The organism is Bacillus thuringiensis (genome assembly GCF_001595725.1).
GTDB classification, from domain to species: domain Bacteria; phylum Bacillota; class Bacilli; order Bacillales; family Bacillaceae_G; genus Bacillus_A; species Bacillus_A thuringiensis_K.
Genome location: NZ_CP014282.1, coordinates 638,459 through 654,470 on the forward strand (window position 1 = coordinate 638,459; position 16,012 = coordinate 654,470).

The window sequence follows — 16,012 nt, forward strand, 5'->3', positions numbered from 1 at the left end:
ATTTTATCAGAAAAGTTTTAATTTTATATAGAAAATGTAATCGCTTTCGTGTATATTTTTATTATCAGAAAATTTTAACAAGATATAGGGGTATTGGTAGGGGGAGGATTTAGATGCAGCAACCAACGAATGAGAAATTACATCGCACGATGAAGAGTAGACATTTATTTATGATCGCACTTGGTGGTGTAATCGGAACTGGTTTTTTCTTAGGTTCAGGTTACACTATTAATCAGGCTGGACCAGGGGGAGCCATCCTTTCATATTTAGTAGGCGGATTTATTATGTATTTAACAATGCTTTGTCTTGGAGAGTTAACGGTAGCGATGCCGGTTTCAGGATCTTTCCAAAAGTATGCAACGAAGTTTATTGGACCAGGAACGGGCTTTATGATTGGCTGGTTATACTGGCTTGGCTGGGCAGTAACAGTGGGTCTAGAATTAACGTCAATAGGTTTAATGATGAAAAGATGGTTTCCAAATGTTGATGTTTGGGTATGGTGCCTTGTATTCGGTGTTATTTTATATGCTTCAAACGCAATTTCGGCAAAAAGTTATGCTGAATTAGAATTTTGGTTTTCTAGTATTAAAGTAATTACAATCCTTGCATTTGTCGTTCTTGGTGGTAGTGCATTATTAGGATTTATATCATATGACGGAAAAGAAGCAGCACCTCTTTTCTCTAACTTTGTAAGCGATGGTGGACTTTTCCCGAATGGACTAGCTGCCGTACTACTTACAATGATTACAGTTAACTTCTCATTCCAAGGAACAGAGTTAATCGGAATTGCAGCGGGAGAAAGTGAAAATCCAGAAAAAACAATTCCACGTGCGATCCGTAATACAGTATGGCGCATTATGTTATTCTTCATTTTAACGATGACAATTTTAGTAGGATTAATTTCTTGGAAAGAAGCAGGCGTAATTGAAAGTCCATTCGTAGTCGTATTTGATAAAATTGGTATTCCATACGCAGCTGATATTATGAACTTCGTTATTATTACTGCGTTATTATCTGTAGCGAACTCTGGATTATATGCAGCGACACGTATACTATGGTCACTTGCAAATGAGGGAATGGCACCAACTTCCTTCCAGAAAGTAAATAAGCGTGGTATTCCAATTACAGCGCTAGTCGTAACGATTGCGGTAGCAGGTCTTTCTTTATTCACAAGTTTCCTTGCAGAAGATACAGTATACATGTACTTATTATCTATAGCTGGTTTATCAGCTGTTTCAAGTTGGATCATTATTGCTCTATCGCAACTTCGCTTTAGAAGTCAGTATATAAAAGGCGGAGGAAAGTTAGAGGACTTAAAGTATAGAACACCACTATACCCAATTGTTCCAATTTTAGCTTTAATTACAAATAGTATCGTTGTTATTAGTTTAGCATTTATTCCTGAACAAAGAATGGCGTTATACTGTGGTATTCCATTTATCATTTTCTGCTATATATATTATTATATTAGTAAGAAACGGCAGAAACCGATGAAAGTGGAGATGGAAAAAACAAATGAAACTAACAATCAAACACGATGATATAGAAGCAGATTTATCGTATGATCAATTAGCGATTGGAAAAGAAAACGGGTATTCACCGTTACAATTACTCGTTTCTTCTATCGCAGGGTGTAGTGCAATTGTCTTTCGAACGATTTTAGAAAAGAAACGTATTACATATGATACGTTTACAATCGAAACTGAAATTGGTAGAAGTGAAGCTTTATCGAAGCCAGTTGAAAGTGTTCATTTGCACTATAAAATTAAAGCAGAAAACATTACAGAAGAGCAGCTGGACAAGGCGCTGCAGCTTGCAGTGAAAAATTGTACGATTGTTCAATCTGTAAAAGATAGTATAAAGGTTACGGAAACAATTGAGCTAATAAAGTGAAACATAAAAACGTGAGAGCCGTATTCTCACGTTTTTATGTTTTTAGAAAGAGGGGAAAGTGTAGTGGACTGTTTAGGTTGTAAATTAGCAAACGAAGAGGAAAAAATATATAAAGTATATGAAGATGATTATGTAACTTGCTTTTTAGATCATGCGCCTTTCTACCCAGGACATACTTTAATTGTGCCAAAGCAGCATGTTGTAGAAGTAGACGAATTAGATGACGTTGTAGCAAAATCCATTATGGATGCTTCTAAGCTTATTGCAAAAGCGATTAAGATAGTATATAAACCTGACGGAGTTACAGTTTGTCAAAATGGTGGAGTATTTAACGAGTTAACACATTATCACATGCATGTCGTACCAAGATATAAAGAGCGCTCATTTGCTGAGTTTTATACGGTGCAACCAGAGGAAAAGAAGAATCATAACTTGGAAGAGACAAAGAATTTGTTAAAAGAAGCGATAGAGCATATGCTGCTTACTGAAAAGGCGTAAGAGGGATATTCCTAGGGAAACAGTCAAGAAAATTCTAATATTAAAAAGCCCAATTTCTCAGTTAAAATAGAGAAATTGGGCTTTTGTTTATTTTATTATTAAATTTTATTTATAAATAGATTTTGTAGTGTCACAAAGTATATGGCTCATTCGTTATATAGAGTGAGAGGAGGAATTATATGAAAGTTACAAACAACGATTATGAAAAGATGGAAGAGCTATACGAGTTGTACGAACAAAAAATTTATTACGTAGCTTATTCTATTTTAAATAATATTCAGCAGGCAGAAGATGCAGTTCAAGAGACGTTTATTACTCTTTATAAGAACTTGGAAAAGCTCCATAACTTGGCTACTCAAGAGCTTAAACGTTACATTTTGAGGGTCGCGAAAAACAAGGCAATTGATAGTTACCGGAAAAATAAACGACATGAAACATTTTTAGAAGAATATGAAAGAGAATCAGTAGAGGCAGTAGATGAAAATATTGAAGAGTGGGAAAAACGTAAAATGTCTGAGCTTCAAATTGATGCATTGCTAAAAGAGTTAAATGAATCTAACAGACAGGTGTTTAAGTACAAAGTCTTCTATAACTTAACGTATCAAGAAATTTCAAGTGTTATGGGGATAACGGAGGCAAATGTCCGCAAGCAGTTTGAACGCGCTCGAAAACGAGTCCAAAATATGATAGGAGGTATACAACATGACGAATTCAAAGAACTCCAAAGAAATATATGAACTTGCTGAAAAAATTGCTTTAGATGATTTTGATAAACTTGAAGAACAACATGAATTTTCACATACATATACGCGCAAAAAGAAATTGTTTATGGAGGAAATGAAGCTGCAAGATGGACAACCGCTGAAAAAGTGTAAAAGACATCGTATGTTAATCGCTGCTGCTTGCTTATTGATCGGCATGCCGACAACCGTTTTTGGAGCAGTGAAAGTCTATAATATGATCGTTCAAAAACAAAATTATGAAGTAAATGTTTCCTTAACAAATAAGGATTCGAAAAAGAGTGATCAGTGGTATAAGTTGAAGGTTGGTAAATTGCCAGAAAATATGGAAGCAATTGATGACTCTGCTATGAAATATTCATTTAAAGATAACTATGCAAAGGGTGGATTTTCTTTCATTCTTTGGAGAGTAGGAAAAGATTCGAATTTTAAAACGCTGTACTCAAAAAGCTACGAAGAGAAAGAGATAAATGGTAAGAAAGCAGTGATTGTTAATAAAGAAAATGGAAACAATAATTTAGCGTTTAACAGAGAGGTCTTTCTCTTTTTTGAGAAAGAGGGGATCATGTTACAAAGTTATATTGGAAACGATGTAAACGAAGAACAAATGGTGGATGTGTTAGGGAACATTTCACTTGAGCCTACGTCAAAAGAAAAGGCATCATATATAAGCGATTATGATAAAAAGTATTTTAGCCAAGAAAGTAAAACAACTAAGGTAATTCCTTTGAAGAAGGATAGCAAACGACTATTTCATATAGGGCAAAAGGTTCCAGTAACGATATCTATGGATAACAGTCAAATTGAATATGTGATAGAAAAAGTTGAAGCCTTTGATTCAATCAAAGATTTTAAACAAGAGAACTTTAATGAAATGGGCTTAGGAATACTAAGCAGGAATCAAGCTTTGGATCAAGCTGGACAATTGATACCATATAGAAGGGATAAATATAAAATTGGAAATGGTAAAGATTCAATTGATCAATTAGTAGAATCAAAATTAATTCATCCTAAATTTGTCTACCTGACAACAACAGTGAAAAATATAGGTAAACAGGCGACAGAAGAAATCTATATGACTCCATCTATAAAAGTTCTTGAAGATAAAGGAAATGCATGGCAGTATGCTGGGAAAGATGGAATCGCAGAAAAAAATATTATGACAGGCGAAGTTGATTATTTAGAGCCTCATGGAGATGGAAAAAGCTTTTACAATATTGGCAGTATCACACCAGGAGAAACGGTAAAAGTTAATTTAGGTTATTTTGTAGATGAAGATAAATTAGATTCAATCTTTTTGGATGCTTTCAATTACAGAGGGATTGGTGACACTGAAAATATGAATTCGAAAAATCGTTGGTGGTTTGATATTCGTCAATCGTAAACATAATAAAAACAACTAGATTAAAAAGCTGCTTATATTTAGCAGCTTTTTTCGTCTCCATACATATGTAAAACTTCTTTCGCACGCATACGTAAACCATCTATCAATTCTATCGGTTCTAAAACTTTTGCATCTTTTCCGAGTCTATAAAATAAAGGGGTAATAAAATCGATTTCTCCTTTATCAATTGTTGAATGTATATATCCTGTCCCGTTTTCGTTTGTTACAACGAATTCTTCAAGGTAAGGCACGCTTTTACATTGGCGTACGCCTTCTGTTGACAGTAAAACATGTAACTGAGTAGGATTATGTACTACGTGAGAGTTAGAGGCAAACCACTCTTCTAAATTCATGAATGTATCTTCATTTTCTTCCGTTGATAATATAGAAAGAATACGATCGACGCGATACAGTAATGTTTTTTCTACATTAAAATCATAAGCAGGTAAATACCATAAACCATCATGCGCATATACACCGATAGGATGAACGTGTTTTGTTTTGATCCTTGATTTAGATTCGTATTGAAAGTGTAAATTTTTATTTTCAATAGCCGCGGTTAATACTTCGTGTAAAAGTGGTGTCTCAATTGTTCTCTTCGGATTCCAAAAAGCAATATAAGAACGTATTTTATCAACTTTCGCTTTTGCCTCATTTTGTAGAGAACTATACAGTTTATGCGTAACGGAATTGATTTCTGTGTTAAAAGGTAAGTCTCGATAGTAATTTAAAGATTGAAAAGCAAAAAAGATGGAGACTGCTTCTTCTTCCGTAAATAAGATAGGGGGAATGACTTTATTCGTTAATACTTTATAACCTCCGTTACGACCTTGTTCAGCGTAAATGGGTAATCCCATATCACTTAAATCTAAAATGTATCTATGGACAGTACGAACAGAAATATTAAATTCATCAGCTATTTCTTGCGCTGTAAATGCTTTTTTCGCAGAAGCAAATATAAGAATATCTAATAAGCGTTTAGCTTTTGACAAATGTATCACCTTTTTTCTTTTTAAACATGACATAAATTGTCGTGTTTTATTGTTAGTATATTGTTTACAGCATAATGTTATCAAGATGAGATGTAAGGAGGAAAAAATATGTCACGTGAAATAGTTTTATTTATTGCGGCGAGCTTAGATGGATATATTGCGAAAGAAGATGATGATTTACAGTGGTTAATGGAAACCGAAGGGGAGGGAGATAACGGTTATACAGAAATGTACGAAACGATTGATACAATAATTATGGGAAAAAGAACGTACGATTATGTAGTAGAGCATATAGAACCATTCCCGTATTTAGATAAAAAATGTTATGTTTTTTCTAACTCAGAAAAAGGTTCAAACGAACACGTGGAGTTTGTAAATGAAGATGTAGTGGAGTTTACGAAAAGGTTGAAAGAGCAAGAAGGATCTAAAATATGGATGGTCGGTGGAGGGGGTCTACTAAGAGAGTTCTTTAAGAATAATCTAATTGATGAATATATCGTTACGATTACACCGCATATATTAGGTTCTGGAGTTCCGTTATTTCAAGACAAGAACCCGGAAATCAATTTAACTTTAACGGATACGAAACGTTTTGGACAATTTGTAAATTTATATTATAAAGTTAAATGATAAAGAAACACGACTACTGATGGTAGTCGTGTTTTTGTATAGATGCTAATGAAATGATAAAGCAAGACCCGTGATTAACTTCGCTCGTTACACTAATATTCCCGCCGTGTAGTTCTACAATTTCTTTTACGATAGATAGTCCTAAACCAGTTCCACCTGTAGCTCGTGATCTTGCTTTATCAACTCGATAAAAACGGTCGAAAATGTGAGGGAGGTCTTCAGGCGGAATACCTTCGCCTTCATCTTCAATTGTAATGGAAATACGTTTATGTTCTTTTGTAACAGAAATATTTATATGAGAATGTTCTTTTGAATGTCTATAAGCGTTATTTAAAATGTTTATTATCACTTGTTCAAATCGCTGTTCATCTAAGTTTACTAGCAGTGTAGGAGGACAAGAGAAAGAAACTTTAATGTATCTTTCTTTATATATGGCGTTCACTTTTTTAGCTATGCGAGTAAGGAAGGTGTGTAAATGCACTTCCTTTACTTGAATAGAAAAGTTATGCTGTTCCATTTGTGCAAGTGAAAATAAATCTTGAACTAAGTTTGTAATGTAATCAGACTCATCTTTTATAATAGATAAATATCGCAAACGTTGCTCTGGGGGTGTGCTTTCTTTTAAAGCAATGTCAGCGTAACCTCTTACGTATGTTAATGGTGTTCGTAATTCGTGAGCAACACTTGCTAGAAATTCACTTCGCTCTGTTTTCATATAATGTAAATCATTAGCAAGCGTTTGAATAGATGATGCTAGTTCACCAATTTCATCATTTCGAGTAGTCGTTAACGAAACTGATAAATCGCCTTTACTCATTTTTTCAGTGGCATGTTTCATGTGTAACAATGGTTTTGTTAACAACCGTGATAAGAGAAAGATAGTGATGGCTGTTAATAGAAACGTAATGACGCCGGCAATAATGAATTGTCTTGTTAGCCCATTCACCATCTCTTCAATGGATTCTGTCCCAAGAAACATGTACACATAGCCTTCATGTTTTCCATCTACTACAATGGGACTAACTGTACATATATAATTAGATGTTTTCCAATGATTCTCTATAATTGCGCCTTCATGATCTGTCCGTGTTTGCATCTTTTTAATATGCTTTTTTATAGTAGTATTTATTTCGTTGGATTTAGCTAGTACATCCTTATTTGCATTTGTAATAACAACAGTCGTTTCGGCTTCGGATTCCATTAGTGCAACATGGGAGATTGTTTGCTTATCAAAATACTTTTCAAGCACATCTCTGTGACTATTTCCGCGCTTTAATAAAGCTGTCATTTCTTCATTTACTCTATTGTTGACAAGGCTATAATAAAGCAAGACAAATAGAACACTTTCGATTAAAAGTGTAACAATTAAAAAATAAAATCCGAGTTGAATAGATATTCGCTTCATCGTTTTGCTCCTTAATCTAAAGTATCAATCCACCGATACCCGACTCCATAAACTGTTTTTAAATGGTGATCAATAGGGAAATTTACTTTTCGTAATTTATCACGTAAATTACGAATATGTGAATCGACTGTGCGATCTTCTGTATTTGTGTTTAACCCCCAAATTCGTTCGATGAGCTGATCACGGTTTAATACGTAGTTCACATGGCGTAAAAATAATCCGAGTAAAGAAAATTCAATTGGTGTGAGAAGGAGTTCTTCATTATGGACAGAAACGAAGTGTTTTGTTTCATCCCATACAATACCGTGATATTGGATTTGTTTATGTTCATTTGTACGTCTTAAAACAGCTTCAATTCTTGCGAAAAGTTCCTCCTCATGGAAAGGTTTCGTTACGTAATCATCGGCTCCAAGTTTTAATCCTTGAACGACATCTACTGTTTGATCACGAGCTGTAACCATAATAATAGGAATGTTACTAAAAGATCGGATTTTTTTGCACGTTTCCCATCCGTCCATCTTTGGCATCATAATATCGAGTAAAACAAATTTAAAGTTTCGATTTTCTATATGTAAAATAGCTTCTTCTCCTGAAGTCGCACATACGCAGTTATATCCAATTGGGGTAAGATAAAGCGTTAATAATTCAAGCATTCTCGGTTCATCGTCTACGAGCAGTATATCAATCATAGAGAGCCCTCCATATTTATAATCGTTACTTAAAGTGTAATGCAAAATCATGAAGAAATGGTGCAGATTATGATGCGTCTGCATAATTTCTTCAGAATTGCTTGTTATTGTGGAGTTGAAATTACATTTTAGGTAATCATATTGGCTCAAAAATGATTAATGCGGAGGCGGTATAGTGAAAAAAATGACCCGAATTTTTGGGATAACAATAATTACAGCAGTGGGTCTTGCTGCATGTGGACAAACGAATACAGACCATAAAAACCATGAAGCTACAAAAGAGAAGAAAACAGAGCAAAAGGAAATGAAAATGGTTCAGGAAGTAACTGCGCCGAAAGAAATGAACCAAGGGGCATCGAATGATTTATTAACGACAAGTCTAAAAAATGTGACGAGGTTAAATACAAATGATCCCCTGCAAATGGCAGTGTTAACTTCGCAAACGATATGGCCAGCAACCCATAAAGAGAACCAGCCAGGTGCTGTTATTTTAGTACCAGCAAGCGAGTGGCAATTAGGCATTGCGAGCGCGGACCTTATTCATCATCCGAATAACGGGCCGATTTTATTTATAGAAAAAGAAAAGGTACCCGAAATGACGTTAAAAGAAATAAAACGGCTAAATCCGCTCGGAACGAAAGATGGAACACAAATTATGGTAATGGGGGATGTAGGTGCTAGCACGCTTGCACAATTAAAAGATTATAAAGTAAAGCAAATAAAGGAAACGGATCCAGCTATATTCGCTAAAGATGTGGATAAAGAATACACCGATATAACAGGAAGCTACCCAAATAGTGTTATTATCGGTTCGTCTGAAGAAGAAGGACGTTTATATACAACACCCGCTGTAAACTGGATTTCTCATATGCCGGAACCACTACTGTATACAGAAAAGGATAAAGTGCCAGAAGCGACAATAGAGGCATTAAAGATGAGAAAAGATAAAGCAAATATATATTTACTAGGACCAGAAAAAATTGTTTCAAAAGAAGTAGAAAAAGAGTTAAGCAAATACGGGAAAGTAACGCGTATTAGCGGTGAGAATCCAACAGAAAATTCTATCGCATTTGCGAAGTTTAAAGATGAAAAAACAAAATTTGGCTGGGGATTCATAAAACCTGGTCACGGTTTATCATTTGTTTCAAGCAAAACACCAGATTTAGCAGTTGCTGGGGCACCATTTTCACATATGGGTAAACATGCCCCTGTTATCTTTTTAGAGGAAGGAAAAGCTTCACAACCAGTGTATGACTTCCTTGCAAGTATTCAGCCGAAGTTTAAAGATGACCCAACACTTGGACCGTATAATCACGGCTTCTTATTAGGCAGTACGAGTGATATTTCATTCGAAACACAAGGAATATTAGATGAGAGATTAGAGATTGTGCAAGAAAGTGGTCAAGGGCATGATGGGCATTAATAAAAGGAGTAAAGGCGCTACTGAGGTAGCGTCTTTTTCTTTAGGAAACTTTTACATAGCAAAAAATCTTCTACTCGTTATATAATAGCTTTCGTGCAGTCGGCTAGATTTTCTTATGGAGAAAATCAAATTATAAAGGAGTAGAGGAGTGGTATTTTGTTTCAAACGATAAAAAATGACTGGTTTTCTAATGTGAGAGGGGACGTGTTATCAGGAATTGTCGTTGCTTTAGCATTAATCCCTGAAGCGATAGCCTTCTCTGTTATTGCAGGCGTGGATCCGACAGTTGGACTATACGCAGCCTTTTGTATTGCGGTTACCATTTCATTTGTTGGCGGAAGAACTGGAATGATTTCAGCTGCAACAGGTGCAATGGCATTATTAATGGTAACGCTTGTTAAAGATCATGGTTTGCAATATTTATTTGCTACAACAATATTAACAGGTATCGTCCAAATTATTTTTGGCGTGTTCAAACTGAGCTCATTTATGAAGTTTGTTCCGAAATCTGTTATGAGTGGTTTTTTAAATTCACTTGGAATTTTAGTTTTTACAGCGCAATTACCGCATTTTAAAAATGCAACTTGGCAAATGTATGCACTCGTTGTATTAGGACTTGCAATTATATATTTATTTCCACGTATTACAACGGCTGTACCTTCTACGCTTATTTCAATTATTATTGTGACGAGTATTGCACTTATGAGCGGATTACAGTTGAAAACAGTAGGGGATATGGGAAGCCTACCGAAAGAATTACCGTTCTTTAGTATTCCTGATGTGCCATTTACATTAGAAACATTAGGGATTATTTTACCTTATGCAGTTATGCTTGCAATCATTGGTTTACTAGAGTCTTTATTAACAGCTTCAGTTTTAGATGATATGACGCATACGGAAAGTAATAAGCATAAAGAGGCACGCGGACAAGGGATCGCAAACGTTGTTGCTGGTTTCTTCGGAGGAATGGCAGGTTGTGCAATGATTGGTCAATCTGTTATTAATATTAAATCAGGTGGACGCGGACGATTATCGACGTTTATAGCGGGCGGGTTTTTAATTGTATTACTATTCGTTTTAGGTGATTATGTTGTTCATATTCCGATGGCAGCATTAGTTGCAGTTATGATTATGGTTTCGATCGGAACATTTGATTGGAACTCTGTAACAACGATTCATAAAGTACCAAAAGGGAATGCATTCGTTATGATCGTAACAGTAGTAGTCGTTCTTATTACCCACAATTTAGGGTTAGGCGTAGTCATTGGGACAGTAATTAGTGCCGTATTATTTGCATTCAATATGGCAAAGATTCACGTGAAACATTTATATATTGAAAATAAGAAAATATACGAAATTCACGGTCAACTTTTCTTTGCGTCTACGGCAGATTTTATAAATGCTTTTTCATTTAATGAAGATGTGAAAGAAATTGAGATGAACTTTACTCATGCGCATGTATGGGATGATTCAGCAGTGGCATCAATTGATAAAGTTATCATGAAGTATGAACAAAGTGGTGTGAAAGTGAGTATAACGGGATTAAATGAACGTAGCTCAAAACTTGTTGCAAATTTAGCTACTTATAATAAAAGAATTGCTAGTTAAAAGCCTCCTTTTTAGGGGGCTTTATTATATAATACGAGTAGGATAACGAAAAGGGGATTCAGCATATGTACAAACAAATTATATTAGCATGTGACGGTTCTGAACATGCACTTCGAGCAGCGGAGCATGCAACATATATTGCGAAATGTAGCGAAGAAACAAATGTTGAAGTTGTGTACGTAGTAGATAATAGAACGGCAAAATCAGATATTATACAAGGTCAAACAGATTTAGAAACAATATCAGCTAGTCGAAAAGATAAATTAAAAGAGATTGAAGGTTTATTAAAGAAAGAGAACATTTCTTATACAATTACGATATTACATGGTGATCCTGGAGATACGATTGTTCAATATGTAAATACAGGAGATATAGATCTTGTTATCGCTGGAAGTAGAGGATTAAATACATTGCAAGAAATGGTGCTTGGAAGTGTAAGTCATAAAATAGCAAAACGAGTGAAATGTCCGGTGATGATTATAAAATGAAATAGAATGTAACGAAGACCTTAGTATAACTGAGGTCTTTTTTATGTATAAATGACTCTTATTTGTGGAAATACTAGATATATAAGTTGAAAAGATGTTAACTTACAAATTTGTAAGTTAGTTGTTAGAGAAATCGATGTTATGAAATTTTTCCCATTGGTAAAATAAAAGTATCAAAGGGGAGATAGGGAGGATGGAAGCAATGAAATCATTTCAAAATTTGTCATATAGTCAAGGGGTAAGTTTAATTTGTCTAGGGGGATTTGCTGCATCTGTTACGTTAGCTGTTTTAATAAAGGTGTTTCATCAAATCTTTTAATATTAGAGTAGGGAAGGAATTGGTTGTTATTATTAGTAGGAACAGCAATGAAAATAAAAAATAGCTCTTAGCATGTATGTAGATGCTAAGAGCTATTTTTATGCTTGTTATATGTTATTTAAGCTTGTTTTGATTTTACTGACCCTGTCTTTAAAGTAAGAGCAAGGAAAAACATTGCAAGTACGCAAGATGCGAGTAATAAGATGAATCCACCATCCCATCCGAATGCATCTACGATAAAGCCCATAGCTGCACTAGCGAAAGCAGCTCCGCCTAAGTAACCGAAGAATCCAGTTAAGCCTGCTGCAGTTCCAGCAGCTTTCTTTGGTGCTAAATCTAGAGCGTGTAGACCAATTAACATAACCGGTCCGTAAATTAAAAATCCAATTGCGACAAGTGCGATACTATCAACCATTGGATTACCAGGAGGGTTTAACCAGTAAACAAGAACTGCGATAAATACACCAACCATAAATAAAATACCAGCAGGTGCACGACGTCCTTTAAATAGTTTATCACTCATCCATCCGCAAAGAAGTGTACCTGGAATACCAGCCCATTCATATAGAGCGTAAGCAGTACGTGAGCTACTATGAGTAAAGCTTTTTTCTTCTACTAAATAAGTAGGAGCCCAGTCTACAACGCCGTAACGTACGAAATATACGAAAACGTTCGCAATAGCGATGTACCATAAAAACTTATTGTTTAATACATATTTAAACAAAATTTCCTTTACTGAAAGCTCGCGTTCGCGATCTTTTACTTTTTCATCTGGTGGATATTCCCCAGTATGTTCTTCAATAGAAGGTAGTCCACAAGATTGAGGCGTATCTTTCATCGTAATTAATACATAAATACCAACTAAAATTGAAAGAATACCTGGGAAGTAAAAAATACTTTTCCAGTCATCTGCGAAGAAGTATAAGCCTAATGTTACAAGGGAAGGCATAAGCGCTCCGCCAACATTATGAGCGACGTTCCAAATAGACATTTTTGTACCACGTTCGCTAATAGAGAACCAGTGAACCATCGTACGACCACAAGGAGGCCATCCCATACCTTGTACCCATCCATTTAAAAACTGAAGTACAAACATAAGTATAATGCTCGTTGTAATGAAAGAAAATGAGCCGAAAATAATATTAATGATACCTGATAAAAATAGCCCAGCTGCTAAAAAGTAGCGAGGATTACAACGATCGGATACGATACCCATAAGAAATTTACTTAATCCGTAAGCGATAGAAACTGCTGAAAGGATAACCCCAAGTTCCCCTTTACTAAAGCCTTGCTCGATTAAGTATGGCATTGCTAGTGAAAAGTTTTTTCGAACAAAGTAGTAACCTGCATAACCGATGAAGATACCTAAGAATACTTGTAAACGTAATTTACGGTATTCGCTATCAACGCGATCAGCTGGTAAGCGTTCCGCGTGGGGCGCAGGTTTAAATAATTGTGTGAAAAACATAAAATGAAAATCCTCCCCTAATTAATTCGAAGCGTTTTAAGACAGAGAACATAAAAAGGCCATGAAATATAAAAAAGTTTCCTTTTTTATGATTCATAGCCGTGTACTCCGTTTCTCCGTGACTGTCAATATTAACTTCGTCGAAAATTATACAACTTTGTGACAAAAATGTAAACGTTTTTATGAATAAAAGTATTGACGGATTTTGTTCGTGGGATTAATATTTAAATACATTAAATATTTTATTGTTTAAATAAGAGGTGGATAACATGCCAAATGATATGACGCATATCGATAAAATTCAAGCTCTTGCCTTTTCGATTGGAAAGAAAATGCAGACGGAGTTATTAGAACAAATGCAAGCGACAGGACTTACACCACCGCAGTTTTATATTTTAAAGATTTTAGATCATTATGGGGCTTCAAGAGCGACAACATTAGCGAAAAAGATGTATGTGAAGCCTAGCGCGATTACAGTGATGATTGATCGTCTAATCGATCAAGAACTTGTAGAACGCTATCACGACAAAGATGACCGTCGCGTTGTCATCATCGAGTTAACGAAAAAGGGGAAATCTAGAGTAGAAGAGGCAATGACAGCTCGTAACGAGCATATTGCAAAATACTTTTCACATTTAGAGTTGCAAGAAAGAGAAGATTTATTACGTCTCTTTGAGAAGTTAGAAACCATTATTTGTGGGACACAAGAGAAAAAAGAGAATAACTAAGAGGAATTGAGGAGATTACATGGAGCAACAAGAAAATCAAAATAGAAAGTTGTTGTTAATCGGTTTAATTATCGCGATGCTATTTGCTGCATTAGATGGAACAATTGTTGGTACAGCAATGCCACGTATCGTCGGTGACCTAGGTGGATTAAGTTTAATGACATGGTTAACAACAGCTTATATGTTAACATCAACGACAGTTGTACCAATTGCAGGTAAATTAGCGGATTTACTTGGTCGTCGTAACGTATATATAACAGGGCTAGTTATTTTCATGATTGGTTCGGCGTTATGTGGTATGGCAAATGGTATGACAGAATTAATTATTTTCCGTGGTATTCAAGGTCTTGGTGGCGGTATTATGATGCCAATGGCTATGATTATTATTGGAGATATGTTCACGGGGAAAGAACGTGCAAAATGGCAAGGTATTTTTGGTGCGTTATACGGCCTTGCTTCTGTAATTGGACCACAAGTTGGTGGTTGGATTGTAGATGCAGTGAACTGGAGATGGGTATTCTACATTAACTTACCGGTTGGTATTTTAGCAACAATCTTTATTGCAATGGGATTAAAATCGCATAAACAAACAGGACCAATTAAAATTGATATCGCTGGAATCTTTACGATGATTCTCGGTGTTGTAAGTTTATTACTTGCGCTAACGTTTGGCGGAAAAGATTATGCATGGGATTCTTGGCAAATTATCGGTTTATTTGCACTAGCTGTAATTGGTATTGTTAGCTTTGTTATCGTTGAAACGAAAGCTGAAGAGCCAATTTTACCAATGCATTTCTTTAAAAATCGCACATTTACAATACTGAATGCGATTGGATTCTTTATGAGTATTGGAATGTTCGGCGCGATTATGTTCGTACCATTCTTCATGCAAGGTATTGTAGGAGTAAGTGCTGCTGAATCAGGAACAATTATGACCCCAATGATGATTACAATGATTGTGATGAGTATTATCGGTGGGCAACTTGTATTAAAAGTTGGTGTAAAACCACAAATTATCGCAGGTATGCTTATTATGGCCGGTGGTTTCTGGTTATTAACAACGATGGATATGCACACAACGAAGCTTACAGCTACTTCTTATATGATGGTTATCGGTTTAGGAATGGGTCTTGTAATGCCGACATTAACATTAGCGTTACAAGAAAGCTTCCCGAAAAAAGACCTTGGTGTTGTAACATCATCAAGTCAGTTCTTCCGACAAATCGGTGGTACATTTGGTATTACAATTTTAGGATCAATTATGAATAACACTTCAGGTACGACATTAACAAAGAATTTAGTACCTGTATTAGATACATTCCCGAAAGAAGCGGGTCAAATGGTAACGAAATTTAAAGATATGATTCACACAGATCCACAAGGTTTATATTCGATGCTATTTAGCCCAGAGGCATTAAAACAAATGCCAGAAGCGTTCGCTAACAGCATTGTACCTATTTTGAAAAACTCTTTAGTAGACTCGCTTCATACTGTATTCTTAACAGGATTAGTATTTATCGTAGTAGGTGCCATCTTTACGATTTTCTTACAAAAAATTAAACTATCAGATCGTAAAAAAGATGCTGAAGAGCCTGCTGTAGAAGAAAAAGAAAAAACTGTATCATACTCATAATGAAGAAGCATCGCCTTATGGCGGTGCTTCTTTGAGTATAACCTTAAAAGCTTTTTAGTGAGAAATGATTGACGTATTTTTAGAAATACGTTATATTATTTTCTGTAAACGGTT

The 16,012-nt window shown here is 35.3% G+C and carries 16 protein-coding genes; 12 read left to right on the forward strand and 4 right to left on the reverse strand.

Annotation, left to right across the window (positions count from 1 at the left end; genetic code table 11):
* The first annotated feature begins 113 nt into the window (after positions 1 to 113).
* The 5 genes from AXW78_RS03170 (at position 114) to AXW78_RS03190 (ending at position 4,515) form a co-directional block, all read left to right on the forward strand.
* Positions 114 to 1,541, forward strand: a complete 1,428-nt coding sequence (locus AXW78_RS03170; protein ID WP_001187097.1) for an amino acid permease — start codon at positions 114 to 116, stop codon at positions 1,539 to 1,541.
* Positions 1,516 to 1,893 (forward strand): OsmC family protein, encoded by a 378-nt coding sequence (locus AXW78_RS03175; protein ID WP_000778819.1) that lies wholly within the window; start codon positions 1,516 to 1,518, stop codon positions 1,891 to 1,893. The genes AXW78_RS03170 and AXW78_RS03175 overlap by 26 nt, the downstream gene beginning before the upstream one ends.
* Positions 1,894 to 1,956: 63 nt before the next feature.
* Positions 1,957 to 2,391 (forward strand): HIT family protein, encoded by a 435-nt coding sequence (locus AXW78_RS03180; RefSeq protein ID WP_061883775.1) that lies wholly within the window; start codon positions 1,957 to 1,959, stop codon positions 2,389 to 2,391.
* A gap of 179 nt (positions 2,392 to 2,570) precedes the next feature.
* Positions 2,571 to 3,128 carry an RNA polymerase sigma factor gene (locus AXW78_RS03185; protein ID WP_000869264.1) on the forward strand — a complete coding sequence of 186 codons (558 nt, stop codon included), beginning with the start codon at positions 2,571 to 2,573 and terminating at the stop codon, positions 3,126 to 3,128.
* Positions 3,094 to 4,515: a DUF4367 domain-containing protein gene (locus AXW78_RS03190; protein WP_061883776.1), complete on the forward strand. Its 1,422-nt coding sequence runs from the start codon at positions 3,094 to 3,096 to the stop codon at positions 4,513 to 4,515. Before AXW78_RS03185 ends, AXW78_RS03190 begins: the two co-directional genes overlap by 35 nt.
* Before the next feature lie 38 nt (positions 4,516 to 4,553).
* Here AXW78_RS03190 and AXW78_RS03195 read toward each other — a convergent pair whose 3' ends face one another.
* Entirely contained in the window at positions 4,554 to 5,540 is a 987-nt protein-coding gene (locus AXW78_RS03195; protein ID WP_116777393.1) for a helix-turn-helix transcriptional regulator, read from the reverse strand.
* Between the two features lie 75 nt (positions 5,541 to 5,615).
* On the opposite strand from AXW78_RS03195, the gene AXW78_RS03200 reads away from it, so the two are divergent.
* Positions 5,616 to 6,137, forward strand: coding sequence for a dihydrofolate reductase family protein (locus AXW78_RS03200; RefSeq protein ID WP_000085765.1), 522 nt, complete (start codon positions 5,616 to 5,618; stop codon positions 6,135 to 6,137).
* A gap of 13 nt (positions 6,138 to 6,150) precedes the next feature.
* On the opposite strand, the gene AXW78_RS03205 is transcribed toward AXW78_RS03200, so the two are convergent.
* Both AXW78_RS03205 and AXW78_RS03210 read right to left on the reverse strand, forming a co-directional pair.
* The gene (locus tag AXW78_RS03205) at positions 6,151 to 7,542 is read right to left on the reverse strand and encodes a sensor histidine kinase (protein WP_000822564.1); all 1,392 of its coding nucleotides are present in this window, start codon (positions 7,540 to 7,542) and stop codon (positions 6,151 to 6,153) included.
* Between the two features lie 11 nt (positions 7,543 to 7,553).
* Positions 7,554 to 8,231, reverse strand: a complete 678-nt coding sequence (locus AXW78_RS03210) for a response regulator transcription factor (RefSeq protein ID WP_000565479.1) — start codon at positions 8,229 to 8,231, stop codon at positions 7,554 to 7,556.
* A 175-nt stretch (positions 8,232 to 8,406) separates the two neighbouring features.
* Between AXW78_RS03210 and AXW78_RS03215 the strand changes: the two genes are divergently transcribed.
* The 4 genes from AXW78_RS03215 to AXW78_RS03230 all read left to right on the forward strand — a co-directional run bounded on the left by AXW78_RS03215 (position 8,407) and on the right by AXW78_RS03230 (position 12,069).
* Positions 8,407 to 9,654, forward strand: coding sequence for a cell wall-binding repeat-containing protein (locus tag AXW78_RS03215; RefSeq protein WP_000738852.1), 1,248 nt, complete (start codon positions 8,407 to 8,409; stop codon positions 9,652 to 9,654).
* A gap of 156 nt (positions 9,655 to 9,810) precedes the next feature.
* The gene (locus tag AXW78_RS03220) at positions 9,811 to 11,262 is read left to right on the forward strand and encodes a SulP family inorganic anion transporter (RefSeq protein WP_000487913.1); all 1,452 of its coding nucleotides are present in this window, start codon (positions 9,811 to 9,813) and stop codon (positions 11,260 to 11,262) included.
* 65 nt (positions 11,263 to 11,327) lie between these two features.
* Positions 11,328 to 11,750, forward strand: coding sequence for a universal stress protein (locus tag AXW78_RS03225; RefSeq protein WP_000277998.1), 423 nt, complete (start codon positions 11,328 to 11,330; stop codon positions 11,748 to 11,750).
* Positions 11,751 to 11,952: 202 nt separating this feature from the next.
* The gene (locus AXW78_RS03230) at positions 11,953 to 12,069 is read left to right on the forward strand and encodes a DUF4027 family protein (RefSeq protein ID WP_000834733.1); all 117 of its coding nucleotides are present in this window, start codon (positions 11,953 to 11,955) and stop codon (positions 12,067 to 12,069) included.
* Between the two features lie 118 nt (positions 12,070 to 12,187).
* On the opposite strand, the gene glpT is transcribed toward AXW78_RS03230, so the two are convergent.
* A complete protein-coding gene (glpT, locus tag AXW78_RS03235; RefSeq protein ID WP_000466383.1) occupies positions 12,188 to 13,537 on the reverse strand; it encodes a glycerol-3-phosphate transporter in 1,350 nt (449 codons plus the stop codon).
* A 269-nt stretch (positions 13,538 to 13,806) separates the two neighbouring features.
* On the opposite strand from glpT, the gene AXW78_RS03240 reads away from it, so the two are divergent.
* Both AXW78_RS03240 and AXW78_RS03245 read left to right on the forward strand, forming a co-directional pair.
* Positions 13,807 to 14,265, forward strand: coding sequence for a MarR family winged helix-turn-helix transcriptional regulator (locus AXW78_RS03240; protein ID WP_001132366.1), 459 nt, complete (start codon positions 13,807 to 13,809; stop codon positions 14,263 to 14,265).
* Between the two features lie 19 nt (positions 14,266 to 14,284).
* Positions 14,285 to 15,898, forward strand: coding sequence for an MDR family MFS transporter (locus tag AXW78_RS03245; RefSeq protein WP_000437640.1), 1,614 nt, complete (start codon positions 14,285 to 14,287; stop codon positions 15,896 to 15,898).
* Positions 15,899 to 16,012: the final 114 nt, after the last annotated feature.

Coding starts and splice junctions, on each gene's coding strand:
- AXW78_RS03170 (WP_001187097.1), top strand. CDS start 114: ATGCAGCAACCAACGAATGAGAAATTACATCGCACGATGAAGAGTAGA.
- AXW78_RS03175 (WP_000778819.1), top strand. CDS start 1,516: ATGAAACTAACAATCAAACACGATGATATAGAAGCAGATTTATCGTAT.
- AXW78_RS03185 (WP_000869264.1), top strand. CDS start 2,571: ATGAAAGTTACAAACAACGATTATGAAAAGATGGAAGAGCTATACGAG.
- AXW78_RS03190 (WP_061883776.1), top strand. CDS start 3,094: ATGACGAATTCAAAGAACTCCAAAGAAATATATGAACTTGCTGAAAAA.
- AXW78_RS03195 (WP_116777393.1), bottom strand. CDS start 5,540: ATGTCATGTTTAAAAAGAAAAAAGGTGATACATTTGTCAAAAGCTAAA.
- AXW78_RS03200 (WP_000085765.1), top strand. CDS start 5,616: ATGTCACGTGAAATAGTTTTATTTATTGCGGCGAGCTTAGATGGATAT.
- AXW78_RS03205 (WP_000822564.1), bottom strand. CDS start 7,542: ATGAAGCGAATATCTATTCAACTCGGATTTTATTTTTTAATTGTTACA.
- AXW78_RS03210 (WP_000565479.1), bottom strand. CDS start 8,231: ATGATTGATATACTGCTCGTAGACGATGAACCGAGAATGCTTGAATTA.
- AXW78_RS03225 (WP_000277998.1), top strand. CDS start 11,328: ATGTACAAACAAATTATATTAGCATGTGACGGTTCTGAACATGCACTT.
- AXW78_RS03230 (WP_000834733.1), top strand. CDS start 11,953: ATGAAATCATTTCAAAATTTGTCATATAGTCAAGGGGTAAGTTTAATT.
- glpT (WP_000466383.1), bottom strand. CDS start 13,537: ATGTTTTTCACACAATTATTTAAACCTGCGCCCCACGCGGAACGCTTA.
- AXW78_RS03240 (WP_001132366.1), top strand. CDS start 13,807: ATGCCAAATGATATGACGCATATCGATAAAATTCAAGCTCTTGCCTTT.
- AXW78_RS03245 (WP_000437640.1), top strand. CDS start 14,285: ATGGAGCAACAAGAAAATCAAAATAGAAAGTTGTTGTTAATCGGTTTA.